Genomic DNA, 23,469 nt, shown 5'->3' on the forward strand with positions numbered 1-23,469 from the left:
TGCCGGCGTAATTGTGCTGTTCCATATTCAGACCCCGGCAGCCACCTGCATCGTTTTACAAAGCGTATAATATTTCCTCAAGGAAATTTGTTGGGTGTCCACCCAGTCCTGCGATGCCGGAAGAGCACGTCATAACGTCAGTCAACAAGCATTACCTCGACAAGGTACTCAGCCTGGCCGAGCAGGCTGACATTACGGCGACGGAAGACATCTTTGACGCGCGGGGAATGAAGCTTGTTGCCAAAGGGGCAAGAATCTCGCGCAGTCTGCAGGAGCGGCTGACCAGCCGCAAGTTGAGCAAACCCTTCGAATCCAGCATCGCCGTAGCATCAGGCGTCAACATCGACTTTATCGCCACCGAAGCACAACGCATTGCCGACACGGTCGAACCGGTGCGTTCCATCATGCGCACCGTCACCGGCGTCTCGCCAGTCCAGATCCTGGCAGGAATCCAGTTCGGCAGTGCAATGAGTACCATGCTCACCATTATCGAACGGGGCGGCAAGGAGGCGTTGGAACACAGCGTCATGGTCAGCCTGCTGTCAGTCTGCCTTGCACGGAAATTCGGGCTGAGCATGACGGACCAGACAGTGGTTGCGCTGGCCGGCCTGCTGCATGACATCGGCGAACTGTACATCGACCCGGAATACCTGCATGCCGACCGCCGGCTGTATCCGCATGAATGGCGCCACGTCGTCGTGCATCCGCGTATCGGGCAGATGCTGATTTCCGGACTGGAGAATTATCCGGCCAGCGTCGCGCAGGCCGTCTACGAACACCACGAGCGCTTTGATGGCGGCGGCTATCCGCGCCAGGTGGCGGGCAGCAATATCAGTCCGGCAGGGCAGGTCATCTCGGTGGCGGAAATGATTTCCGGGATCTTCCTCGACAAGGACAAGCCGCTTCAGCGCGCCGAATTGGCCCTGCGCATCCTCCCCGGAGAATTCGCCCGCGAACTCGGTACGGTCGTCTCGCTGGCGATGCAATCCGCACGCGGCAATGACAGCAGGAGTGACGAGAGCGGCCAGCCTACAGGCGAAGAGCGTGGCAACGTGCAGGCCTTGTACCAGCGCATCGTTTCGGTTCAGCAGCTGGGGCAGGACCTTGCCGCGAAGCCGGACCTGAAATCGAAAAAGCCCCAGCAGATGCTGGCCGACATGGAACGTCGCGTCATCAATATCCAGCGTGCCTTCAGCAGCACCGGGCTGGACCTGTGCCTGGATGAGACGTGCAGCTTTTTTGAAACGCGGAGTGCGCAGATTCTGTTCGAGACCGCTGTCTCCACAAGCGAAATCCAGTGGCGACTGCGGGACGTGGCGCGGGATTTGTCACTCCAGGCTTCCGTGCTGGAAGACGTCGAAGCCACAGCGCTCCAGCCCCTGATCGATCTCCTCGACGGCGAGTAGCTATTTCGCGAAGCCGAGCTCACGCTCGTACCAGCGTCCGCATTCGGCTTCGTATTCCGCAGTGATGCGCTCGACCTTGCGCCTTGCCTTCTCATTGGCGATGCCCACGGCGCGCGCCGCATCTTCCTTCGCCAGGCGCTGGCGGCGCGCATGGGCTGCGCATTTCTTGTGCCGCACCGCACTTTCCCGCGATGCGCGCTTCAATTCGCGCTGCTCGGCCGCTTCATGCTTATGGCGCTCGCGCTCCAGGTTGTTCAGCATCTTCTTGTCACGCGCCGCCTGGCGTTCGCCCTCGCCATCGCCGGACACGGGAGCGGTCTTGAGGTCAAGGAGCTCTCCGCCATCGCAGGGCGTATCACGGTAGGTTACCGTGTCGCCCGTCCGGCATTTGAAGACGGCAGATGCGGGCAGCGATAGCGCAAGCCCCAGGGCCAGGAAAAGCAATGCAGCCTTCCGCATCAGACAACCTTGCCGGGGTTCATGAGGTCCAGCGGGTCGAGCGCCTGCTTGAGCGCGCGCATCATGCCCAGCTCTACTTCCGTCTTGTAGCGCCGAATTTCATTGCGCTTGAGCGCGCCAAGCCCGTGCTCGGCGGAGATCGAGCCGCCGAAACGGTGCACACTGTCATGCACGACGCGGTTGATCGCTTCCTGGTGCGCAATGAAGGCATCGGGCGAACTCTGCTCCGGCGGCGACACGTTGTAGTGGAGGTTGCCGTCACCGAGGTGGCCGAAGGTCACCATGCGGCAGCCCGAGAAGCCTTGTTGCAACAGGATGTCGGTCTCGCGGATGAAGTCGCCGATGCGCGAAATGGGGACCGAGACATCGTGCTTGATGTTCTTGCCTTCTTCGGCCTGCGCCAGCGGGATGTGCTCGCGCAGTGCCCATAATGCCTTTGATTGCGCAATGGAGGCGGCGACCGCGGCATCCTGGATCATGTCCTGCTCCAGCGCGTCGGTGATCAGCGCTTCAAGCGTCGCATTCGCGTGCTCTTCGGATTCGTTGTCAGACAGTTCGAGCAGCACGTATTGCGGATAGCGTTGCGGGAAGGGCAGGCGCATCTGCGGGAAGTGCTTGGCGACCAGCTGCAGGCAGAAGTCCGACATCAGTTCGAAGCCTGTCAGCGTCGCGCCGCATTTTTCCTGCGCGAGCGAGAGCAGGCGCAGCGCGTCTTCCGGTGACCGCATTGCGGCCAGCGCCGTCAGTTGCGCCTGCGGTTGCGGGAAGAGCTTCAGCACGGCGGCAGTGATGATGCCGAGCGTGCCTTCGGCGCCGATGAAGAGGTCGCGCAGGTCATAGCCGGTATTGTCCTTGCGCAGTCCGCGCAATCCGTCCCAGACCTGGCCTTGCGCGGTCACGACTTCCAGGCCGAGGCAAAGCTCGCGCGAATTGCCGTAGCGGAGCACGGCCGTCCCGCCGGCATTCGAGGAGAGATTGCCGCCGATGGTGCAGCTGCCCTCGGCCGCAAGCGAAAGCGGGAACAGGCGACCGGCGTCGGCGGCGGCGTTCTGCACCTGTTCAAGGATGCATCCGGCTTCAGCAGTCAGGGTGTTGTTGACGGTGTCGACCGCACGGATGCGGTTGAGCCTGGTGAGCGACATCACGATGGCCTTGCCGCTGTTGTCAGGCACGCTGCCCAGCACGAGTCCGGTGTTGCCGCCCTGGGGCACCACGGGCACGCGGTATTCGTTGCACAGGCGGACGATGGCTGCTACCTGTTCCGTGTTGCGGGGTTTGACGACAGCGAGCGCCTTGCCGGTGAAGCGGCGGCGCCAGTCGGTGAGGTAGCCCGCCATGTCGGTGTCCTCCGTCAGCACATAGCTGTCGCCGACCGCGGATCGGCACTTGTCGAGGAATTCGTTCATTTGGAAGCCTTCCTGATGGCTTGCTGCGCCAGCTTCTTCGCGGCCTTCTTGAAAGGACGCAGGTACAGGATCGTACAGGTGAAGAAGATGCAGGTGAGCGCGACTTCGGCCCAGCCCAGCATCGCCGACGGGCCCTGGTCGCTCGTCCCGCGCACGATCCCTTCGGCGAAGTAGAGGAGGATCAGCATCGACGACCACTGCATCGTGTAGAGGTCGCGCTTGAGGACGCCGCGCAGCGGCAGCAGCAGCGGGATCACCTTGAGCACTAGCCAGGAACCGCCCGGGCGCAAGGGGGCAAGCACCAGTTCCCAGGCGACGCAGAGCAGGATGAGGAGGACGAGGCTTGCCGCCGATCCGATATACATGGCTCGTTGCATCATGCGCTCCTCAGGCGGACGGCGGTCTCGGCCAGGCGCCGGCCGAGGGCGACGGCAAGCAGTTTCGTGTCGTCCGAAACGGCATTCGTCCCGTTGCCGCCCGACCAGTGGCTGGCGCCGTAGGGCGTGCCGCCGCTGGTTGTGGTCATCAGTTCGGGATGCGTGTACGGCAGGCCGAGCAGCAGCATGCCGTGGTGCAGCAGCGGAATCATCATCGACAGCAGCGTCGATTCCTGGCCGCCGTGCAGGCTGCCCGTGGAGGTGAATACACAGGCAGGCTTGCCGACCAGCGCGCCGGACAGCCACTGCGGCGAGGTGCCGTCGAGGAAGTATTTCAGCGGCGCCGCCATGTTGCCGAAACGCGTCGGCGATCCGATGGCCATTCCGGCGCATTCTTCCAGATCGCGCAATTCGACATAAGGCGCGCCGCTGAGCGGAATGGGCGGCTCCGTGGCTTCGGTCACGGTGGACACCGGCGGCACTGTGCGCACCCGCGCTTCGCAGCCGGCAACACTTTCCACGCCTTGCGCGATCAGGTCGGCAAGCTTGCGGGTGGAGCCGTTGCGGGAGTAATAGAGGACGAGGATAGGGAGGTCTGAAGCAATCATGCTTGGTATTATAGGACTCTTTACTGGACAAAAATTCAATTCGGAAGCAATGCCCCTTACGCAGAAAACCGGCCGCGCGTCTCTGTTCAATCACCGCATCTTCAGCCGGTTCCCCATCGACGACCTCCGTGGAATGTGGCGCTTCGCCGCGCGCCGCCTCAACGAAGAGCGGTTGCCGCAGGTGGCGGGCAGCCTCACCTTCACGACCGTCCTGGCGCTGGTGCCGATGGTGACGGTGGCACTGGCGATTTTCACGACTTTTCCGATGTTCAATACCTTTCGCGCATCGCTGGAATCGTATTTCATCCAGAGCGTGATGCCCAAGGCCATCGCCAATACCATTCTCGGCAATATCAACCAGTTCGCCAGCAAGGCGACGCGGCTGTCGGCCGTAGGCGCGATCGGCCTGATCGTGACGACCATCATCATGATGATGACGATCGATCGCGCGTTCAACCATATCTGGCGGGTCAAGTCAGTACGCTCGTTTACTCAGCGGCTCGTGATCTATTGGGCGATCATGACGCTTGGTCCGCTGATGATCGGCGTCTCGATCACGACCTCATCTTATCTCGTGACCGCAACCGGCGACTTCGTTCGTGACCTGCCGCTTGTCAGCGTCGCGGTCTATACGTCGATATCGGTCTTGCTGACAACGGGGGCATTTACCCTGTTGTACGTTGCCGTGCCAAACCGTATTGTCGACTGGCGCGACGCCGCCGCCGGCGGCCTGCTCGCGGCGGTCGCCTTTGAAATCGCCAAGCGCCTGTTCGTCGTGTTCGTCGCGAATTTTCCGACCTATACCGTGATCTACGGCGCGCTCGCAGCCTTGCCGATTTTCCTGATCTGGATTTACGTTTCCTGGTTGATCGCGCTCATCGGTGCGGTGCTGGCGGCGGCGCTGCCAGTCGTCAAATACGAGCGTTGGTGGCACGTCGGATCGCCGGGCAGCGCGTTCATCGATGCCATGGCGGTGCTCGAGGTCCTGCACGATGCCCGCGTTGACAGCGGCAGTGCCGCTGTGGACGCGCGGACGATCCGTTCGAAAACGCGGCTCGGCTTCGACGAGTCGGAAGGCCTGCTGCAGAAAATGCTCGAGGCTGGCTGGGTCGGGCGCATCAAGGCAGAAGCGCCCAAGCGGTCGCAGTTCGGCAAGCGCATTACCGAAGGGCTCGATACCTGGGCGCTGCTGGTCAATCCGGAAATGCTGAAAGTGGCGGACGTGTATCGCCTGTTCGTGTTCAATGCGTCGGGCAATGAACAGCTCGCGAAGAAGGTGGAAGCGGCGGTGGAGCAGGGCCTCGACGAAACCCTGTCCACGCATTTCATGAAGGGGCGGCTGGTCAGCTCTTCATGAACCCGTACAGGGTTTCGAGCACCGCATCCGACTGCTCGGCCATCAGGTTATGGCCGCAATTGTCGATGTGCACGACCTTGGCGCCGCTGATCGCCTTCGACAGTGTCGCGGTAGCGCGCGGCGGCGTCATCATGTCGCGCGTGCCGAGCAGGAGCAGCGTCGGGCAGGCGACTGACTGCGCCGCGGCTTCACCGTTGGCGTAGGCATTGCATGCCGAAAAATCGGTATGGAAGACCTTGGCCGGATTGCGGCGCGACACATACTGCATCAGCCTTTGATTGCCACCCATGACGGAGAAGCCCGGACCGGGGCACGAAGGCTTGTGCGCCATCGTCGAATGCGACCAGATATTCACCATGTCGATGGCCGTCTGCTCTTCGTTCAGCGAAGCATCAAGCAGCACTTCAGACACCTTCATCGGATAAGCGGTGCCAACGAGTGCCAGGCGGGAAACGCGATCCTTTCCACGGAAGGCGGTTTCCAGCGCAATCAGCGATCCCATGCTGTGCCCGATGAGGGCCGCTTTCTGCACGCCGGCCGCATCGAGCAGCGCCAGCAGCCAATCGGCGATCGCTTCCACGCTCGCCAGCGGGCTGCCCTTGCTGCGGCCATGACCCGGCAGGTCGACCGCCAGCACGCCGAAACCGTGATGGGCAAAGTAGCGCGTCTGCAGGATCCACACGGAGTGGTCGTGCTGCGCGCCATGGATGAAGACGACGGTCGGCAGCTCCTTGTTGAAGGCCTTGCCGCCGGTGTAGCAGTAGGTTTCCTGTCCTTGTACGTTCAGCAGCATCTCACGCTCCCTTCTGCGCGGCCTTCAGTCCGCGTCCCAAGTCTTCGATCAGGTCGTCGGCATCTTCCAGGCCGATCGACAGGCGCATCGTGCCTTCCGTGATGCCGGAGGCCGCGAGCTGCTCGTTCGGCACGCGGAAATGCGTGGTCGACGCGGGATGGATGACCAGCGACTTCGCATCGCCGACATTGGCCAGGTGGGAGAAGACCTTCAGCGATTCGACAAAGCGGCGGCCAGCGGCGCGGTCGCCCTTGATGCTGAAGGAGAACACGGCGCCGCAGCCCTTGGGCAGGAGCGTTTTCGCGAGCGCGTGGTCGGGATGGGATTCGAGTTCCGGATAGGAGACGGACGCGACGGCGGGATGCGACACGAGGAACTCCACGACCTTGCGCGTGTTGGCCACATGGCGCTCCATGCGCAGGCCCAGCGTCTCGATGCCTTGCAGGATGGCAAAGGCATTGTGCGGGCTCATTACCGCGCCGAAATCGCGCAGGCCTTCGCGGCGCGCGCGCAGCGAGAAGGGCGCCACCGACGATTCCTCCGAAAATACCATGCCATGGAAACCGTCGTACGGCTCGCACAGCTCGGCGAAATGGCCGGTCTTTTCATACGCTTGCTGCCAGTCGAAGGTGCCGCCGTCGACCAGCAGGCCGCCGATCGCAGTGCCGTGGCCGCAGAGGAACTTGGTCGCCGAGTGGAAGATCAGGTCGGCGCCATGGTCGAACGGGCGCAGCAAGTAAGGCGTGGTGAAGGTGGCGTCCACCATCAGCGGCAGGTAATGGTCATGGGCGATGGCCGCGACCTTCGGGAGGTCGAGCACGTCGAGTCCCGGATTGCCCAGCGTTTCGCCGAACAGCACCTTGGTGTTGGGCCGGATCGCATTGCGCCAGGCGTCAAGGTCGCGCGGATCGACGAAGGTTGTCTCGATGCCGAAGCGCTTCATGGTATAGGCCAGCAGGTTCTGCGAACCACCGTAGAGGGCGCGCGAGGCCACCACGTGTGAACCGGCGCCGGCGATGGTCGCCAGGCCTAGGTGCATGGCAGCCTGTCCGCTGGCGACGGCGATGCCGGCAACACCGCCCTCGAGGGCCGCAATGCGTTCTTCCAGCACGGCGTTGGTCGGGTTGGAGATGCGGGAGTAGACATGGCCCGCGCGTTCCATGTTGAACAGCGAGGCGGCATGGTCCGAGTCCTTGAAGACGAAGGATGTCGTCAGGTAGATCGGCGTGGCACGCGCGCCGGTCGCGGGATCGGGCGTGGCGCCGGCATGCAGGGACAGGGTATCGAACCCTGGATATTTCGGGGCACTCATTGGGCGATAGTCTCCAAAACTTGTTCTAGATCAGTCTGGTGCGGCTCGTCTGGCGAACCCTTGCATGCTAGCATTGAACGCGAGGCCGGGCTGTCGTGCAGATGACAGGCCGTGAGCGGGAGGTGAAACGCTGGATTTTTCATTCCGCTTAGGCTACATTCAAAGGACATAACAACAACTTTCCTCGTGGGACGACGCTATGAAAGTATCAGAAATCCTGAAAGTGAAGGGCGACATCCTCTACACCGTCACCCCGGACACGCCCCTGCAGAATGCCGTCGAGACGATGGCCGAGAAGGACATCGGTTCGCTCGTGGTGATGGAATTCGGTGAGCTGGTCGGCATGCTGACCTTCCGCGAGGTGATGAAGACCCTGTACCAGAACAAGGGGACGGTTGGTGCCGATACCGTGCGCAAGCACATGGACGACCACCCGATCACCATCACACCCGATACCGAAGTCAACGAAGTGCGCCGCCTGATGCTCGAACGGCACGCCCGCTATGTGCCGGTCGTCAGCGCCAAGACGCTGTATGGCGTGATTTCGTTCTACGACGTGGCGAAGGCCGTGTTCGAGGCGCAGAGCTTCGAGAACAAGATGCTCAAGGCCTATATCCGCGATTGGCCTTCCGAGGGCGACGAATAAGCGCTCCCGCAGTGGCAGCAAACACAAGAAGCCGTTCATCGGATTGCATCCATGAGCGGCTTTTTTTCGTCCGTACCTCAACGCAATTCCCTTGAATATCCAGAGAAAGGATCTCTCCATGCATATCGCCGTCATTGGCGCCGGAATGGCCGGCCTGACCTGCGCCCGCCGATTGCAGCAGCAGGGGCACCACGTAACCGTCTACGAGCGCAATGCCGATGTCGGCGGCCGCATGGGCACGCGGCAGACGGAGCTTGGCGGCTTCGACCATGGCGCGCAGTATTTCACTGCCACCAGCGAGCGCTTCAAGAAGGAAGTGGCTGCCTGGCGCGAGGCAGGCTGGGCGGCGCCGTGGGAAGGCAGGCTGGTGATGCTGGACAACGGGGTGGCGAGGCCCGCCGGTCGCGCGAGCACGAAGCAGCGCATGGTGGCCGTGCCCGGGATGGGCGCGCTCGGGGCACATCTGGCGGAAGATATCGACGTGCGCCGGGAGCAGACGGTGACGGCGCTGGAACGCAATGGTGATGGCTGGCTGCTGTCCGTGCAGTGCGATTCCGTGCCCATCGCCGCCACCGCTGGCCCTTTCGATGCGGTCGTCGTCGCGCTGCCGTCCGACCTCGCTGCGCGCTTGCTGCAACCGGTATCCGTGCTGGCGGCACTGGTTGAGCAGGAACACCTTGAGCCGTGCTGGGCATTGATCCTCGGCTTCGCGCAATCGCTGGACCTCGACTACGACGGCGCGTGGGTCGAGGGCACACGTCTCAAATGGATCGCGCGCGACGCCTCCAAGCCGCAACGCCGGCCGGGCGAACACTGGATCGGGCATGCGTCCGTTGTGTGGAGCATGGAACACCTCGCCGACGATCCAGAACGGGTCAAGGAAAAGCTGCTGAAGGCCTTCCACGAAGCGACAGGCACACACGTCCAGCCGGTCTACGCGGATGTGCACCGCTGGCGTTATGCGCAGGCGGTAAGCACATTGCCCGGTGAATGCCTGTGGGACGGCGAGACGAAACTGGGTGTATGCGGCGACTGGTTCGCGGCCGGGCTCGATGGCAGCGGCCGGGTGGAAAATGCCTACCTGAGCGGCAGCGCGCTGGCCGATACGCTAAACAAAGCTTGACTGCGACCGCATCGCATCCTCATCGATCTGGCGCTGTGGCGCCACTACCGGCAAGCTGAGGATGAACGTGCTTCCGGCGCCGACTTCGCTTTGCACGCGAATGCGGCCGCCGAGGATGCCGGAAACAATGTTGTGCGTGATGTTCAGTCCGAGCCCTGAGCCGCCGGCACCGAGCTTGGTCGTGAAGAAGGGGTCGAAGATCCGGTTCAGGTTGGCGCCAGCGATGCCAACGCCGTCGTCCCTTACCGTCAATTCCAGCCAGCCTTCCGCGGTCGGCACCGCCTCGATCCATACTGTACCCGACTGGCGTCCTTCAAACCCATGCAGCAGCGCATTGTTGACGAGGTTGGTGATAACCTGTCCCAGCGGCCCCGGATAACTGTCCATCATCAGCGAGTCGGGAATATCCTGCTTCACCGTGAAGGATGTCTTTTTCAGGGTCGGCCACAGCGTGAGCATGATCTCGGACACGACTTCGGCCACCGAGAACTTGCGTCGTTGCGAACTGGTCTGATCCACCGCGACCTGCTTGAACCCGGTGACGAGGTCAGCCGCGCGCTGGAGGTTGCGGACCAGGATGTCGCCGGCCGTGCCGGCATCGCCGAGATAGTTCTCCAGCATGGTGCGCTTCAGTGCGTTGCCCGCGTAGTGTTGCGACAGGTCGCGCGTCTGGTCAACCAGTGTGCTGGCAACCATCAGGCTGTTGCCGATTGGCGTGTTGAGCTCGTGCGCAATGCCGGCCACCAGCGAGCCCAGCGCGGCAAGTTTTTCGCTTCGTACCAGTTCTTCCTGCGCCTTGTTGAGGGTCTCGAGCGTTGCGGCGAGATCCTTGTTTGCCTGCTGCAGTTCTTCCGTGCGCTCGATCACGCGCTGCTCGAGGGTTGCATTCAGTTCCCGGATTTCATCCTCGATGCGGCGCTTGTCGGTGACGTCGGCGCAGGCAAGAATGCCGTAGCGCTCGCCTGCCAATGTGAATGTGTGGCCGGACAACTGGACCAGAACCCTGGTGCCATCGCCCCTGAACATCCATATTTCGCGGTGGTCGTCGGCGGCGCCGTTCTGCTTGAGTTTGTCGATCAGTGACTGGCGGTCGTCCTGGTTGCAGTACAGTCCTATTTCCACGGTGTTCCTGCCGATCACCATCTCGCGCTCGCGCTGGAACAGTTGCTCAAAGGCCCGGTTGACGTCCTTGACGATGTAGTTGCCGCGGACCTGCGTCACGAACATCGCGATTGGCGATGACTGGAAGATGGTCGAAAAGCGTTGTTCGCTGTTGCGCAGTTCTTCTTCGGCGCGCTTGCGCTCCAGCTCAGCGGATGCGCGTTCGCTGAACACCTGCAGGAGCGAGCGGACCAGGTCGGGATTGCTGAGTGTTTCGGTATGCATCACGGCGAGTACGCCAATGGTATTGCCCGCCGTATCACGCAGCGGCGCACCGGCATAGCTCTCCCAGCCGTCCTCACCCAGCGCCTCACTTTCCGGAAAGATGCTGCGGATGCCGGAAGGGAAGACGCAAATCTCGCCCTCCAGCGTGCGTGCGCAAGGCGTGCCGATGGTGTCGTACTCGAAGTTCTCCACTGTATGTCCGCGAACATGGGCGGCGACCGAGCGCAGTCGCCCCTGGGCAGCGGGAACGCGCAGGCCGATGAAGGCGCAATTGGTGCGCAAGGCCGAGGCGAGGTCGGCCACCAGCAATTCGAAGAACGACTCGCCGGCCATGTCGCGCGTGCCTTGCGCCAGGCGCAGGAGCGCCCGGTCCGCCTCGGCCTTGCGCTCTTCCAGGATCCGCTGGTCAGTGACGTCGCGAATCACGGCAAGCATGTAGCGCTCGTTGTTGGCATTGAAGATTGTGACGTTCGAGACGCACTTGCGCAGTTTCCCGAACTTGGTGCGCATGTCCCATTCGAAGTTGCGCGCTTTCTTGTTGGCGGCGAGTTCCTGCAACAGCGTCCAACGCTGGGTCGGATACACCCAGATGTTGAGTTCGACGGAAGTCCTGCCGACCGACTCCTCACGCGCGAAGCCGGTGATTTCCTCGAAGGTCTGGTTGACGTCGACGAGTATGCCGTCGCGCATCCGGGTGATCGAGATCGAATCCGGGTTGCCCTGGAAGGCGCCGGCGAACTTCGCTTCCGAGAAGCTCAGCGCCTCTTCCGCGCGCCGCTTTTCTGTAATGTCCTCGGCAATCGAGAGCAGGCGGTCGGACTTGCCGGTGTTGTCGGCGATGTAGGTATGGCTCCACTGGCAGGTAATGATCAGGCCGTCCGCACGCCGGTTCTGGCTGATGTTGCGGCTGTCGCCCTTGTCCTCGTCGAGCCGGTTGAAGAGGGCATTCACCGCCTCCTGGCTGCCATTGGGGATGATGAAGCTGGCGTGCCTGCCTAGCGCCTGTTCACGCGAGTGGCCAAAGATGCGTTCGGCCGCCGCATTCCACTCGATGACCTGCAGCCTGCTGTCCCATTCGATGATCGCGATCGGGCTTTGCTCGACCAATGCGCGGAAGCGCTCCTCCCGCTCGTACAGTTCCTGTTCGACGCGCTTTCGCTTGTCGATGTCCTGTTCGAGTTCATGGTTCTTGCGGTCGAGCTCCTCGAACAGGCGGCGCAGGCTGGTCCGGGTGTCTTCCATGCGCCGGCTGAGCATGCCGATCTCATCCAGGCGCTGCCAGGTGAATGGTACGTCGAGCTGCCTCCCGGCCAGCCGCTCCGCCCCCGCGCCAAGCCGCTGCAAGGGGCGCACCAGACGTCGCTCGAGCAGGACCAGGATGAGTGCGATCGACAGTGCAGCCTGGGCCAGCACGGCCGTCATTGAATTCAGGAGATCGTCGATCATGACACGGCGTAGCCGCGTGCTGCCGACTTCGATCTTGACCGAGCCGATGGTGCTGCCGCGATAGACCACGGGCTTTTCGGTGACAGCAGTAAAGCCGATGCGGCGTTCCGGCCGCTCGCCGGACACAAAGACGCCAAGCGCGTTGTCACGGACCTCGATGCGCACGATGTCTTCCTTGCGGGACATCATTGCTTCGAGGAGGGCATTGCCGCTTTCCTGGTTGATGTTCCATAACGGCTCCTGCATGCCGTTGGACAGGATGTCGGCGTTCTGTTCGAGCAGTTCTTCCGTCTGCCGCTTGATGCCGTCGTTGTACTGCTTGAACCAGGAATAACCGCTGATCAGCGTCGCCGGCGCAAGCAGGCCCGCCACCACGACGAGCACGATCGCGCGTCGCAAGGTGAGAGTGCGTTTGCCGATTTTCATGCGTGTCCCGTCCTTGAATTCGGTACGGGCAGGGGATTACCTTGCCCCATTGTCCTTGAGCCAGGTAGTGAGCTGGTCAACGGTCATCGGCCGCGCAAACAGGTAACCCTGGGCAAGCGGGCAGCCGAGCGTGGCCAGGATGCTGGCCTGCCGTTCATCCTCCACGCCTTCGGCCACGACCGACAGGCCTAGGTTGCGGCCGAGTTGGATGACCATCTCGGCGATGCTGCTGCCGCGCGAGGAACCCGTGATCTCGGTGACGAAGCTGCGGTCGATTTTCAGGCGGTCGGCCTGCAGGCGCTGCAGGTAGCTGAGCGAGGAGAATCCGGTGCCGAAATCATCGATGGCGATGCTGACGCCGGTCTGCTTGACCTGGCAGAGCAGCTGAATCAGGACGTCCGGCTCTTCCATGGCGATCGATTCGGTGATCTCCAGTTCGATCCGGGAGGGGGGGGCGCCCGTCTCGGCAATCACATTGCGCAGTGTGTCGAGGAAGCGCGGATGGCGGAACTGGACTTGCGATACGTTGATCGATATCGTGAATTCTGAATATCCCATGTCACGCAGCCGCACCAGTTCCCTGCACGCTTCGCGCATGACCCGCTCGCCGATATCAATGATCAGGCCGGAGTACTCGGCGATTGGAATGAAGCGGTCGGGTGGGATGAAGGTGCCATCCTTGGTGCGCCAGCGCAGCAGGGCTTCGGCGCCAACCGGCTTGCGTGTCGCGAGGTCGATCTGCGGCTGGTAGACGACGAACAGTTCCTTCTCTTCGTAGGCGGTGCGCAGCGCATGCATGAGACGGACCCGTTCCCGGATGTCGACGCCCATGCTGCGCGAGAAATAGAAATGGCCCGCGCGTTGCAGCAGCTTGGCGCGCTTCAAGGCGATATCGGCATCCTTGAGCGCATCGGCGCCGCCGCCTTCATAGTCTTCCAGGCGCACCAGTCCTGCGGTCGCCGAGAGCTGGACTTCCTGGCCGTCTATGCTGAAGGGCTCCTCGAAAAGGTCGAGCAGGACGGCGGGCTGTACCAGAGATGCGTTGCCCAGCACGCCGAAGGTGTCGCCACCGACGCGCGCAATGGTCAGCTGGTCGCCCAGTCGCGATTGCAGGCGTGCGCCGACACCCAGCAGGAGCAGGTCGCCGAACTGGTGGCCGAGCGCGTCGTTGGTCTCTGCGAAGTGGTCGATGTCGACCAGTGCCAGCACCACGTCGCTGCGCAAGGGCATGCCAAGCGATTCATCGAGCAGCTCCTTGAGGCGGGTGCGGTTGGGGAGCCTGGTCAGTGGGTCGTAGAACGCAAAATTGTGCAGCCGCGTCACCAGCAGGACATTGTCGAGGCCGACCGCGATGTTGCGGCTGAACACGTCGAGCAGGCGCTGGTCAATCTCGTTCAGCGGGCCGACGGTATCGATGTAGGCAACAAAGTCGCGGTTGGCGTTGCCGCCGAAATACAGCGTGGCGTAGTCATTCCCGTAAATGCTGGTGCGCTGTGCAAGGGTCCGTTGCAGGAGCCGGGTGATTCGCCCGTCGCGCACCGATGCGGTTGACTTGTCAACCATCTGCGCGAGCGGACCCGCGGCGCTGATGACGGACAATTCGAGGTCGTGTTCGTTCAGGTGTTCCTGCACGCACAGCAGCCCGCTGGTTTGCTGGTCGAGCAGATTGGCCACCTGGGCGATGACGCCGTCGGCGAAGTTGTCCAGTCCGTGCAGTGCCATCAGTTCGGTGCTGGCGCGGACAATACGATCCAGGCCGCGCCGGCTCGCGTTGATCGCCCGGATCTGTTCATACGAGCGGATGGCGGCGGTGACGGTCGTGTACAACTTGATACGCGTCAGCTCTGATTTCGTCTTGTAGTCATTGATGTCGAAATCGCGGATAGCGTCGATTTCGGGGGCATAGCCCGGCTGGCCGGTGCGCAGGATGATGCGCACTTCGGTGAGTTTCAGGACTTCACGGATGTGGCGTACCAACTGCAGTCCCGAATCTTCCTGCTCCATGACGACGTCGAGCAGGATGACCGCGATATCGTCTTCCTGGGCGAGGAGTTCGCGCGCTTCGGCCGCGGAGTAGGCATGGACGAATTCGAGCGGGCGGTGCTGCATTTCCAGGTTGCTGAGCGCAAACGTGGTGGCGGAGTGGACGTCGGTATCGTCGTCGACGATCATGACGCGCCAGACGCCTTTGGCTTCGTTCAATCCCGAGGTACCGGACGGCGTTTCCGTTTCGTCCATGAATACGAGATCGTCGTCGGCTTGCGCAGTCGACCTGCTCATTGTCCTCTCCAGGGAGCGCTGGTTCTTTGCTGGAAACAGTATATATATTCCATTGGCGGCGGTACGGCAGATGGTGGCAGCATGCCATCAAAATTATTGTTGTTCCGACATTTCGTCGGTGCACACAAGTCCGGCTCCAATCACCCTTGGCCGGCTTGGGACGTAGAACGCCAATTTCTTCCAAGTAACTGTCTCTGGATGTTGCACCATATTTTCCTTGTACGCAATCTCCATGCCGTGGAAGGCGGTATCCGTTTTGTGTCTTGTTTACATCGCTTGGCGCAGGCGATACGTTAAAATCGTCACTTTCCCGACCATCCCTTCATCATCATGTCCGGCAACACCTTTGGCACACTGTTTACCGTCACTACTTTTGGCGAATCCCACGGACCGGCAATCGGCTGCGTGGTCGACGGCTGCCCGCCAGGCATGGTGTTGTCAGAAGCCGACATCCAGCCCGAACTCGACCGTCGCCGGCCCGGCACGTCGCGCCATGTGACCCAGCGCCAGGAACCGGACACCGTCCAGATCCTGTCCGGTGTCTATGAAGGAAAGACCACTGGCACGCCGATTGCGCTGCTGATCCGCAATGAAGACCAGCGCAGCAAGGATTACGGCAACATCGTCGAAACCTTCCGTCCCGGCCATGCCGATTACACCTACTGGCACAAGTACGGTATCCGCGACCCGCGCGGCGGCGGCCGCTCGTCGGCGCGCCTGACCGCGCCGGTCGTCGGCGCCGCCGCTATCGCAAAGAAATGGCTGAAGGAGCAATTCGGTACGACCTTCAAGGGCTGCATGAGCCAGCTTGGCGAAATCGCCATTCCCTTCGAATCGTGGGAGCATGTGCCCAACAACCCGTTCTTTGCCGCGAACAATAGCGTGCTCACGCAACTCGAAGACTACATGGACCAGCTGCGCAAGGATGGCGATTCCTGTGGCGCCCGCATCGATGTGATGGCGGAAAACGTTCCTGTCGGCCTGGGCGAACCTATCTATGACAAGCTGGATGCCGACATCGCCTTTGCGATGATGGGTATCAATGCGGTCAAGGGCGTGGAAATTGGCGCCGGATTCAGGTCTGTTGCACAGAAGGGCTCCGAACACGGGGATGAACTGACACCTGAAGGCTTCGTCACCAACAACGCGGGCGGCGTGCTGGGCGGGATTTCGACCGGGCAGGACATTACGGTCTCCATTGCCATCAAGCCGACGTCGAGCATCCGTACACCGCGCCGCTCGATTGACAAGACGGGCACGCCGATCAACGTCGAAACCTTCGGCCGCCACGATCCCTGCGTCGGCATCCGCGCCACGCCCATTGCCGAAGCCATGCTGGCGCTGGTGCTGATGGACCACGCACTGCGCCACCGTGCGCAGTGCGGCGACGTGCGCGTGACGACGCCGAAGATCGCTGCGCACGTCAAGTAAGGCTTTATGCCCGGCAGGCTTGCTGTACCGCCGGGCGCCTCCGGCGCTGACCAGGCGGGCGGCGGACACAACGGCCGTTCCGCCTGCAGCCACCTTTAAGCATCCCGTGCAGCATTCCCCCTGGCCAAGGCAGTCGTTCAGCTTCGCGCTGTTTTTCTTCGCGTATTACGGTTACGTGGGCGTGTTTTCACCCTACGCCAGCCTGTACTTCGCCGACAAGGGCATGACTGCGGCCCAGATCGGCATGCTCATGTCGCTCATGCAGGTCATGCGCATCTTCGGACCCAATCTGTGGGGCTGGGTGGCTGACCGCCGGCAGCAGCGCGTCGTCGTCCTCCGGATCACCGCCGTCGCCGCCGCCTCGGCCTTTGTCGGTATGTTCTTCGGCCAGACCTTTGCCCAGTTTTTCTTCGTCATGGTCGCCGTCAACCTCTTCACCAGTGCCCAGGGCCCCTTGTCCGAGGCCCTGATGCTGTCGGAGATGCGTGGCGACCTGACGCACTACGGGCGCCTCCGCCTGTGGGGTTCGGTCGGGTTCATCATGACGGTGACGTTTGCGGGCCCGTTGCTCGACTTGTTCGGCATCCGCCTCATGCCTTGGATCGCGCTCGCGCTCCTCGTGCTGGTGCTTGTTTCGAGCATGCGAATGGATGAGACGCCGCATGGCGACACACACCAGGCGGTGGCCTCCATCCTGACCCTGCTTCGCAAGCGCGAGGTGGCGGCGTTTTTCACATCGACCTTCCTCATGATCGCCGCGCATGCGTCGCTCTATGTGTTCTATTCGCTTTACCTCGCGCAGATCGGCTACAGCAACACTGTCATCGGCCTGATGTGGTCGCTCGGCGTGGTGGTGGAAATCTTCTTCTTCTTCTACCAGGCGCCGATCTTCAAGCGCTTCGGTGTGCAAAAGCTGATGCTCGCAAGCCTGTTGATTGCGGTTGCTCGATTCCTCATGATCGGTTTGGGAGCACAATCACTCATTGTGCTGCTGCTGGCCCAGGTGCTCCATGCCGCGACATTCGGCGTGCATCACTCGGCCTCCGTGGTCACATTGCAGCGCTGGTTCTCGGGCCGTCTGCAGGCGCGCGGCCAGGCGCTGTTCACCAGCATTTCCTACGGGCTAGGAGGTACGCTCGGCGGGCTTGTGCTAGGTGGATGCTGGGATACATTCGGTTCGCAATCTGTCTATCTGGTGGCGGCTCTGTTCGCCTTGGGTGGCGCCGGCGCCGCCTTCCTGTCATACCGCTGGCAGCCGCATCATCATGAGGAGAGAAAATGAAATCGATCGTCAAGAAGATGTTCCTGAAGCAGGCGCTTGCAGCCGTGGGCCTGATGGCGCTCGTGGCTTGCGAAACGGTGCAGACGACGCAGAGCGGCGCAGTCGGCGTCGACCGCCAGCAGCATATGGCTGTCCCGGCCGAGGCCCTGGAGCAGGCGGCGCGCGAGGAATACGCGAAGTTGATGGCGGAAGAGCGAAGCAAGGGGGCGCTCAACCGGAACGCGGCGCAGGTCGAACGGGTGCGCGCGATTGCCAACCGCCTCGTGCCGCAAACCGTGGTATTCAGGCCGGATGCGCGTGCCTGGGCCTGGGAGGTCAATGTGCTGACCTCGCCGGAAGTCAATGCCTGGTGCATGCCTGGTGGAAAGATGGCTGTCTATACCGGCCTCATTGAAAAACTGCAGATCACCGACGACGAGCTAGCCGCCGTCATGGGGCACGAGATCGCGCACGCCTTGCGCGAGCACGCGCGAGAACGGGCGTCGGAGCAAGCAGTTGCCGGAACGCTCATTTCAGTCGGGGCGGCCGTGCTCGGCGTTGGCGACCTTGGGCAAAAAACCGCGGAATACGCGTATATGGGCTTGCTGGGGCTGCCGAATTCCCGGCGCCATGAAACCGAGGCGGACCGTGTAGGCGTCGAACTGGCAGCGCGAGCCGGTTATGATCCGCGCGCCGCCGTCACGCTATGGCAGAAGATGGGGCAGCTAGGCGGCGGCGAGCCCATCAAATTCCTGTCCACACACCCGTCACAGACCGACCGGCTGAATGATCTGACCGCCTATTCGCAGCGCGTCATGCCCCTGTACGAGCAGTCCCGAAAACATCGCTGATTGCAAAACAGTCAATCAGAACGCCCGTGCACTTTGTCCACGGGCGTTTTTCATTGTGCGGCCACGTGCGGCGGCCCGCTATTGCGTCGCACAACTATGGCATAATCGAGAACTATTTTCACCGCTTTCGCGCAGCTACCGCACGCTTTCGACACATGGCACAAACGCTCTACGACAAACTCTGGGAATCGCACGTCGTCCATACCGAGGAAGACGGCACCGCAGTGCTCTATATCGACCGCCACCTGGTGCATGAAGTCACCAGCCCGCAGGCGTTCGAAGGGCTGAAACTCGCCGGCCGCAAGCCGTGGCGCCTGTCCGCCAACCTCGCGGTTGCCGACCATAATGTGCCGACGACCGACCGCGCGAACGGCATCGCCGACCCGGTCTCCCGGCTTCAAGTCGAGACACTGGACGCGAACACGAAGGAATTCGGGCTGACCTATTTCAGCATGCGCGACAAGCGCCAGGGCATCGTCCACGTGATCGGACCGGAGCAGGGCGCGACGCTGCCGGGCATGACCGTGGTCTGCGGCGATTCGCACACATCTACCCACGGTGCATTCGGCGCGCTGGCGCACGGGATTGGCACCTCCGAAGTGGAGCACGTGCTGGCTACCCAGACGCTGCTTGCAAAGAAATCCAAGTCCATGCTGGTGCAGGTCGACGGCGCGCTGCCGTTCGGCGTCACCGCCAAGGATATCGTGCTGGCCGTGATCGGAAAGATTGGCACTGCCGGCGGCACCGGTTACGCGATTGAATTTGCCGGTTCCGCCATCCGTTCGCTGTCGATGGAAGGCCGCATGACCGTTTGCAACATGGCGATCGAAGCGGGCGCGCGCGCCGGCATGGTGGCCGTGGATGACATCACGATCAACTACATCAAGGGCCGTCCGTTTGCCCCCGTCGGTCCGCACTGGGATCGCGCGATCGAATACTGGCGCACGCTGCATTCCGACCAGGGCGCGAAATTCGACATGGTCGTCACGCTGAACGCCGCTGAAATCAAGCCGCAGGTGACCTGGGGCACCTCGCCCGAGATGGTTGTGTCCGTCGACGACCGCGTGCCCGATCCGGACAAGGAAAAGGATCCCGTCAAGCGCGATGCGATGGAAAAGGCGCTGGTCTACATGGACCTGAAGCCAAACACATCGATCTCCGACATTCGTATCGACAAGGTCTTCATCGGCTCCTGCACCAACTCCCGCATCGAGGACCTGCGTGCTGCCGCTGCCGTCGTACGCGGCAAGTTCCGCGCATCCAACGTCAAGCTGGCGATGGTGGTGCCCGGCTCCGGCCTCGTGAAGGAGCAGGCCGAGCGTGAAGGCCTCGACAAGATCTTCAAGGATGCCGGCTTCGAATGGCGCGAGCCGGGCTGCTCGATGTGCCTGGCCATGAACGCCGACCGCCTCGATCCGGGCGAGCGCTGCGCATCGACGTCCAATCGCAACTTCGAAGGACGCCAGGGACAGGGCGGTCGCACTCACCTGGTGTCGCCGGCAATGGCCGCCGCCGCCGGCATCGAAGGGCATTTTGTCGACGTGCGCGCACTGCGCTGACGGTTTTCAGGGAGAAGAAAAATGAAAAAACTGTTCGCACTTGTTATCGCCGCTCTCGTACTCGCAGGCTGCAATACTGTCCAGGGCATCGGCAAGGATGTGAAGAAGGCTGGCGAAGTCGTCGAGAACGCCGCAAAGAAATAAATGAAGGACTGCCGCTTCGAACGGAGCGGCGACAGAGATCAGGACCATGGATAAATTCACCGTACACGAAGGCTTGGTTGCACCGCTGGATCGCGCGAACGTCGATACCGACGCCATCATTCCGAAGCAGTTTCTGAAGTCGATCAAGCGTTCCGGCTTCGGCCCGAACCTGTTTGACGAATGGCGCTACCTTGACCACGGCGAGCCCGGCATGGACAACACGAAGCGCCCGGTCAACCCGGATTTCGTGCTGAACCAGCCGCGCTACCAGGGCGCATCCATTCTGCTGACCCGCAAGAACTTCGGTTGCGGTTCCTCGCGCGAGCACGCACCGTGGGCGCTGCAGCAGTACGGCTTCCGCGCCATCATCGCGCCGAGCTTTGCCGACATCTTCTTCAACAACTGCTTCAAGAACGGCGTGCTGCCCATCGTCCTGTCGGAAGTGCAGGTAGACCAGCTGTTCAACGAAGTGAAGGCCTTCCCCGGCTACAAGCTGGTGATCGACCTGGAGAAGCAGCTCGTCAGCACGACCAACGGTAGTGCTAGCTATGCCTTCGACGTTGATGGTTTCCGCAAGTACTGCCTGCTGAACGGCCTGGACGATATCGGCCTGACCCTGCGCCATGCCGACAAGATTCGCGCCTTCGAAGAGCGCCATCTTGCTTCGCAGCCGTGGCTTGCCAACACTATTTGATATAACTGATAGCAGACCGAACAAGATGAAAATCGCAATCCTGCCGGGCGACGGCATCGGCCCCGAAATCGTTGAACAGGCTGTCCGGGTACTGAACTCGCTCGACGAAAAGTTTGAGCTGGAAAGCGCGCCTGTCGGCGGCGCCGGCTACGAAGCGCACGGCCATCCCCTGCCGGAAGGCACGCTGAAGCTGGCCAAAGAGGCGGACGCCGTCCTGTTTGGTGCTGTCGGTGATTGGAAATACGACAAGCTCGACCGTCCGCTGCGTCCCGAGCAAGCCATCCTCGGCCTGCGCAAGAACCTGAACCTGTTCGCCAATCTGCGTCCGGCCATCCTTTATCCGGAACTGGCAGGCGCGTCGACACTCAAACCCGAGGTTGTTTCCGGCCTGGACATCCTCATCATTCGTGAACTGACCGGCGACATCTACTTCGGCCAGCCGCGTGGTGTGCGTGAATGCCCGGATGGTCCGTTCAAGGGCGAGCGTGAAGGTTTTGACACCATGCGCTACGCGGAAACCGAAATCCGCCGCATTGCCCATGTCGCCTTCCAGGCTGCCCGCAAGCGCGACAAGCGCCTGACCAGCGTCGACAAGGCCAACGTGCTCGAGACCTTCCAGTTCTGGAAGGACATCGTCACCGACGTGCACAAGGAATACCCGGACGTCGCGCTGGACCACATGTATGTGGACAACGCCGCGATGCAACTGGTGCGCGCGCCGAAGAAGTTCGATGTGATCGTCACCGGCAACATGTTTGGCGACATCCTGTCTGATGCCGCGGCAATGCTGACCGGTTCGATTGGCATGCTGCCGTCGGCTTCGCTGGATGCGAACAACAAGGGCTTGTACGAACCCTCGCACGGTTCGGCGCCAGACATCGCAGGCAAGGGCGTTGCCAATCCGCTGGCGACCATCCTGTCGGCAGCGATGATGCTGCGCTTCTCGCTGAACAAGGCAGAGCAGGCAGACCGCATTGAAAGCGCGGTCAAGAAGGTGCTTGCGCAGGGTTTGCGCACACCGGATATCTACGAGGACGGCACGACCAAGGTCGGAACGAAGGAAATGGGTGACGCTGTCGTGAAGGCGCTAGCCTCGTAGGAACAGTTTTTTATGTAGTGCACTTGAGGGAGAAAATCGTGAAGTTAGTCGGTCTGGTAGGTTGGCGTGGTATGGTGGGCTCGGTCCTGATGCAGCGCATGCAGGAAGAGGGCGATTTCGCCCATATCGACCCGGTGTTCTTTTCGACTTCCAACGCTGGCGGCAAGGCCCCGGCAATGGCGAAAAACGAAACCACGCTGAAAGACGCCAACAATATTGATGAACTCAAGAAGTGCGAGATCATCATTACCTGCCAGGGCGGCGACTACACTACCGAGATTTTCCCGAAGCTGCGCGCAGCAGGCTGGAACGGTTACTGGATTGACGCAGCCTCCACGCTGCGCATGGCCGATGATGCCGTCATCATCCTCGACCCCGTCAACCTGCACGTGATCAAGGACGCGCTCGGTCGCGGCGTGAAGAACTACATTGGCGGCAACTGCACCAACTCGATCATGTTGATGGGCATGAACGGCCTGTTCCGGGAAGGTTTGGTCGAATGGGTCAGCTCCATGACCTACCAGGCCGCTTCGGGTGGCGGCGCCAACCACATGCGCGAACTGCTCAAGGGCATGGGTGTCATCCATTCGGCCGTTGCAGACGAACTGGCAACCCCGTCGTCCGCTATCCTCGACATCGACCGCAAGGTTGCACAGACCATCCGTAACGATGTGCCGACCGAGTTTTTCCCGGCACCGCTGGCTGGCGGCCTGATTCCCTGGATCGACAAGCAGCTCGACAACGGCCAGTCCAAGGAAGAGTGGAAGGGCCAGGCCGAGGTCAACAAGATCCTCGGCAACAAGAACACGATCCCGGTTGACGGCCTGTGTGTGCGTATCGGCGCGATGCGATGCCACAGCCTTGCACTGACCGTGAAGCTCAAGAAGGACGTGCCGCTGGCGCAGGCCGAAGAGATCATCCGCTCGGGCAACCAGTGGGTGAAGTGGGTGCCGAACGAGCGCTCGATCACCGAAAAGGAACTGACCCCGGCGTCGATCACTGGCGGTCTGGAAGTTGGTGTAGGCCGTGTGCGCAAGCTGAACATGGGGCCGGAGTACCTGTCCGCGTTTGTCATCGGCGACCAGCTCCTGTGGGGCGCAGCCGAACCGCTGCGCCGCATGCTGCGCATCATCCTGGATAACTGATCTTATCTATATAGTCATTAATCGTCGTATCTCGTTGGGGCCTGTCGCCATGGTTCATGAACCAAGGGCTGACAGGCCCCAATTTCGTTGCCAATCCACAACAGCCATTTCGACAACGCCAAGGGGCTTTACAGCGTGCGGTTTTACACCACTTAGTAAGTTGGTTACACTTGCGCGCCTAAGTCCATGATGATATGGTGAAAGTTCCCCCAATCAATGTTAAATTGGTGCCGTGATTGTGCGCGCCAGATTCGCGAACG

Annotated in this window: 20 protein-coding genes; 12 read left to right on the top strand and 8 right to left on the bottom strand. The window is 61.7% G+C overall.

Annotated elements, in window-relative coordinates:
• Nucleotides 1–113: 113 nt before the first annotated feature.
• Nucleotides 114–1,406 (top strand): HD-GYP domain-containing protein, encoded by a 1,293-nt coding sequence (locus AYR66_RS00530; RefSeq protein WP_088705873.1) that lies wholly within the window; start codon nucleotides 114–116, stop codon nucleotides 1,404–1,406.
• Here AYR66_RS00530 and AYR66_RS00535 read toward each other — a convergent pair whose 3' ends face one another.
• From AYR66_RS00535 to wrbA, 4 genes are read right to left on the bottom strand one after another with little or no spacing between them, the layout of a single operon-like run.
• Nucleotides 1,407–1,850, bottom strand: a complete 444-nt coding sequence (locus tag AYR66_RS00535) for a hypothetical protein (RefSeq protein ID WP_141103989.1) — start codon at nucleotides 1,848–1,850, stop codon at nucleotides 1,407–1,409. It lies immediately after the preceding gene.
• A 14-nt stretch (nucleotides 1,851–1,864) separates the two neighbouring features.
• Nucleotides 1,865–3,271: an FAD-binding oxidoreductase gene (locus tag AYR66_RS00540; protein WP_088705875.1), complete on the bottom strand. Its 1,407-nt coding sequence runs from the start codon at nucleotides 3,269–3,271 to the stop codon at nucleotides 1,865–1,867.
• Entirely contained in the window at nucleotides 3,268–3,651 is a 384-nt protein-coding gene (locus tag AYR66_RS00545) for a DUF2069 domain-containing protein (protein ID WP_088705876.1), read from the bottom strand. Before AYR66_RS00545 ends, AYR66_RS00540 begins: the two co-directional genes overlap by 4 nt.
• Nucleotides 3,648–4,256, bottom strand: a complete 609-nt coding sequence (wrbA, locus tag AYR66_RS00550; RefSeq protein WP_088705877.1) for an NAD(P)H:quinone oxidoreductase — start codon at nucleotides 4,254–4,256, stop codon at nucleotides 3,648–3,650. Before wrbA ends, AYR66_RS00545 begins: the two co-directional genes overlap by 4 nt.
• Before the next feature lie 49 nt (nucleotides 4,257–4,305).
• Here wrbA and AYR66_RS00555 point away from each other — a divergent pair, with 49 nt between their 5' ends.
• Nucleotides 4,306–5,613 (top strand): YihY family inner membrane protein, encoded by a 1,308-nt coding sequence (locus tag AYR66_RS00555; protein WP_420093081.1) that lies wholly within the window; start codon nucleotides 4,306–4,308, stop codon nucleotides 5,611–5,613.
• Here the strand turns inward: AYR66_RS00555 and AYR66_RS00560 are convergent.
• Together AYR66_RS00560 and AYR66_RS00565 are read right to left on the bottom strand one after the other, a co-directional pair.
• Nucleotides 5,600–6,406, bottom strand: coding sequence for an alpha/beta fold hydrolase (locus tag AYR66_RS00560; RefSeq protein ID WP_088705878.1), 807 nt, complete (start codon nucleotides 6,404–6,406; stop codon nucleotides 5,600–5,602). The two genes, AYR66_RS00555 and AYR66_RS00560, sit on opposite strands and share 14 nt — an antisense overlap.
• Nucleotide 6,407: 1 nt before the next feature.
• Nucleotides 6,408–7,718, bottom strand: coding sequence for an O-acetylhomoserine aminocarboxypropyltransferase (locus tag AYR66_RS00565; RefSeq protein ID WP_088705879.1), 1,311 nt, complete (start codon nucleotides 7,716–7,718; stop codon nucleotides 6,408–6,410).
• Nucleotides 7,719–7,917: 199 nt separating this feature from the next.
• On the opposite strand from AYR66_RS00565, the gene AYR66_RS00570 reads away from it, so the two are divergent.
• Nucleotides 7,918–8,364, top strand: coding sequence for a CBS domain-containing protein (locus tag AYR66_RS00570; RefSeq protein WP_088705880.1), 447 nt, complete (start codon nucleotides 7,918–7,920; stop codon nucleotides 8,362–8,364).
• A gap of 118 nt (nucleotides 8,365–8,482) precedes the next feature.
• Nucleotides 8,483–9,487: an NAD(P)/FAD-dependent oxidoreductase gene (locus AYR66_RS00575; protein WP_088705881.1), complete on the top strand. Its 1,005-nt coding sequence runs from the start codon at nucleotides 8,483–8,485 to the stop codon at nucleotides 9,485–9,487.
• Here the strand turns inward: AYR66_RS00575 and AYR66_RS00580 are convergent.
• Nucleotides 9,473–12,745, bottom strand: coding sequence for a PAS domain S-box protein (locus AYR66_RS00580; protein ID WP_088705882.1), 3,273 nt, complete (start codon nucleotides 12,743–12,745; stop codon nucleotides 9,473–9,475). The genes AYR66_RS00575 and AYR66_RS00580 overlap by 15 nt on opposite strands.
• Nucleotides 12,746–12,781: 36 nt before the next feature.
• Nucleotides 12,782–15,025 carry a two-component system response regulator gene (locus AYR66_RS00585; protein WP_088705883.1) on the bottom strand — a complete coding sequence of 748 codons (2,244 nt, stop codon included), beginning with the start codon at nucleotides 15,023–15,025 and terminating at the stop codon, nucleotides 12,782–12,784.
• A 330-nt stretch (nucleotides 15,026–15,355) separates the two neighbouring features.
• On the opposite strand from AYR66_RS00585, the gene aroC reads away from it, so the two are divergent.
• From aroC to asd, 8 genes are all read left to right on the top strand, one after another.
• Nucleotides 15,356–16,456, top strand: coding sequence for a chorismate synthase (gene aroC / locus AYR66_RS00590; RefSeq protein WP_088705884.1), 1,101 nt, complete (start codon nucleotides 15,356–15,358; stop codon nucleotides 16,454–16,456).
• Nucleotides 16,457–16,562: 106 nt separating this feature from the next.
• On the top strand, nucleotides 16,563–17,738 hold the full coding sequence (locus AYR66_RS00595; protein WP_088709533.1) for an MFS transporter: 1,176 nt from the start codon (nucleotides 16,563–16,565) through the stop codon (nucleotides 17,736–17,738).
• Nucleotides 17,735–18,568, top strand: a complete 834-nt coding sequence (locus AYR66_RS00600) for a M48 family metallopeptidase (RefSeq protein WP_088705885.1) — start codon at nucleotides 17,735–17,737, stop codon at nucleotides 18,566–18,568. Before AYR66_RS00595 ends, AYR66_RS00600 begins: the two co-directional genes overlap by 4 nt.
• A gap of 155 nt (nucleotides 18,569–18,723) precedes the next feature.
• The gene (leuC, locus tag AYR66_RS00605) at nucleotides 18,724–20,127 is read left to right on the top strand and encodes a 3-isopropylmalate dehydratase large subunit (RefSeq protein ID WP_088705886.1); all 1,404 of its coding nucleotides are present in this window, start codon (nucleotides 18,724–18,726) and stop codon (nucleotides 20,125–20,127) included.
• Between the two features lie 21 nt (nucleotides 20,128–20,148).
• On the top strand, nucleotides 20,149–20,271 hold the full coding sequence (locus AYR66_RS00610; RefSeq protein ID WP_088705887.1) for an entericidin A/B family lipoprotein: 123 nt from the start codon (nucleotides 20,149–20,151) through the stop codon (nucleotides 20,269–20,271).
• Nucleotides 20,272–20,317: 46 nt separating this feature from the next.
• Nucleotides 20,318–20,965: a 3-isopropylmalate dehydratase small subunit gene (gene leuD, locus AYR66_RS00615; RefSeq protein ID WP_088705888.1), complete on the top strand. Its 648-nt coding sequence runs from the start codon at nucleotides 20,318–20,320 to the stop codon at nucleotides 20,963–20,965.
• Between the two features lie 25 nt (nucleotides 20,966–20,990).
• Entirely contained in the window at nucleotides 20,991–22,064 is a 1,074-nt protein-coding gene (leuB, locus tag AYR66_RS00620; protein ID WP_088705889.1) for a 3-isopropylmalate dehydrogenase, read from the top strand.
• 38 nt (nucleotides 22,065–22,102) lie between these two features.
• Nucleotides 22,103–23,209 (top strand): aspartate-semialdehyde dehydrogenase, encoded by a 1,107-nt coding sequence (gene asd, locus AYR66_RS00625; RefSeq protein ID WP_170942014.1) that lies wholly within the window; start codon nucleotides 22,103–22,105, stop codon nucleotides 23,207–23,209.
• Nucleotides 23,210–23,469: the final 260 nt, after the last annotated feature.

It is taken from the genome of Noviherbaspirillum denitrificans (assembly GCF_002211445.1).
GTDB classification, from domain to species: domain Bacteria; phylum Pseudomonadota; class Gammaproteobacteria; order Burkholderiales; family Burkholderiaceae_D; genus Noviherbaspirillum; species Noviherbaspirillum denitrificans.

Coding starts and splice junctions, on each gene's coding strand:
- AYR66_RS00530 (WP_088705873.1), top strand. CDS start 114: ATGCCGGAAGAGCACGTCATAACGTCAGTCAACAAGCATTACCTCGAC.
- AYR66_RS00540 (WP_088705875.1), bottom strand. CDS start 3,271: ATGAACGAATTCCTCGACAAGTGCCGATCCGCGGTCGGCGACAGCTAT.
- AYR66_RS00545 (WP_088705876.1), bottom strand. CDS start 3,651: ATGATGCAACGAGCCATGTATATCGGATCGGCGGCAAGCCTCGTCCTC.
- wrbA (WP_088705877.1), bottom strand. CDS start 4,256: ATGATTGCTTCAGACCTCCCTATCCTCGTCCTCTATTACTCCCGCAAC.
- AYR66_RS00555 (WP_420093081.1), top strand. CDS start 4,306: ATGCCCCTTACGCAGAAAACCGGCCGCGCGTCTCTGTTCAATCACCGC.
- AYR66_RS00560 (WP_088705878.1), bottom strand. CDS start 6,406: ATGCTGCTGAACGTACAAGGACAGGAAACCTACTGCTACACCGGCGGC.
- AYR66_RS00565 (WP_088705879.1), bottom strand. CDS start 7,718: ATGAGTGCCCCGAAATATCCAGGGTTCGATACCCTGTCCCTGCATGCC.
- AYR66_RS00570 (WP_088705880.1), top strand. CDS start 7,918: ATGAAAGTATCAGAAATCCTGAAAGTGAAGGGCGACATCCTCTACACC.
- AYR66_RS00575 (WP_088705881.1), top strand. CDS start 8,483: ATGCATATCGCCGTCATTGGCGCCGGAATGGCCGGCCTGACCTGCGCC.
- AYR66_RS00580 (WP_088705882.1), bottom strand. CDS start 12,745: ATGAAAATCGGCAAACGCACTCTCACCTTGCGACGCGCGATCGTGCTC.
- AYR66_RS00585 (WP_088705883.1), bottom strand. CDS start 15,025: ATGAGCAGGTCGACTGCGCAAGCCGACGACGATCTCGTATTCATGGAC.
- aroC (WP_088705884.1), top strand. CDS start 15,356: ATGTCCGGCAACACCTTTGGCACACTGTTTACCGTCACTACTTTTGGC.
- AYR66_RS00600 (WP_088705885.1), top strand. CDS start 17,735: ATGAAATCGATCGTCAAGAAGATGTTCCTGAAGCAGGCGCTTGCAGCC.
- leuC (WP_088705886.1), top strand. CDS start 18,724: ATGGCACAAACGCTCTACGACAAACTCTGGGAATCGCACGTCGTCCAT.
- AYR66_RS00610 (WP_088705887.1), top strand. CDS start 20,149: ATGAAAAAACTGTTCGCACTTGTTATCGCCGCTCTCGTACTCGCAGGC.
- leuD (WP_088705888.1), top strand. CDS start 20,318: ATGGATAAATTCACCGTACACGAAGGCTTGGTTGCACCGCTGGATCGC.
- leuB (WP_088705889.1), top strand. CDS start 20,991: ATGAAAATCGCAATCCTGCCGGGCGACGGCATCGGCCCCGAAATCGTT.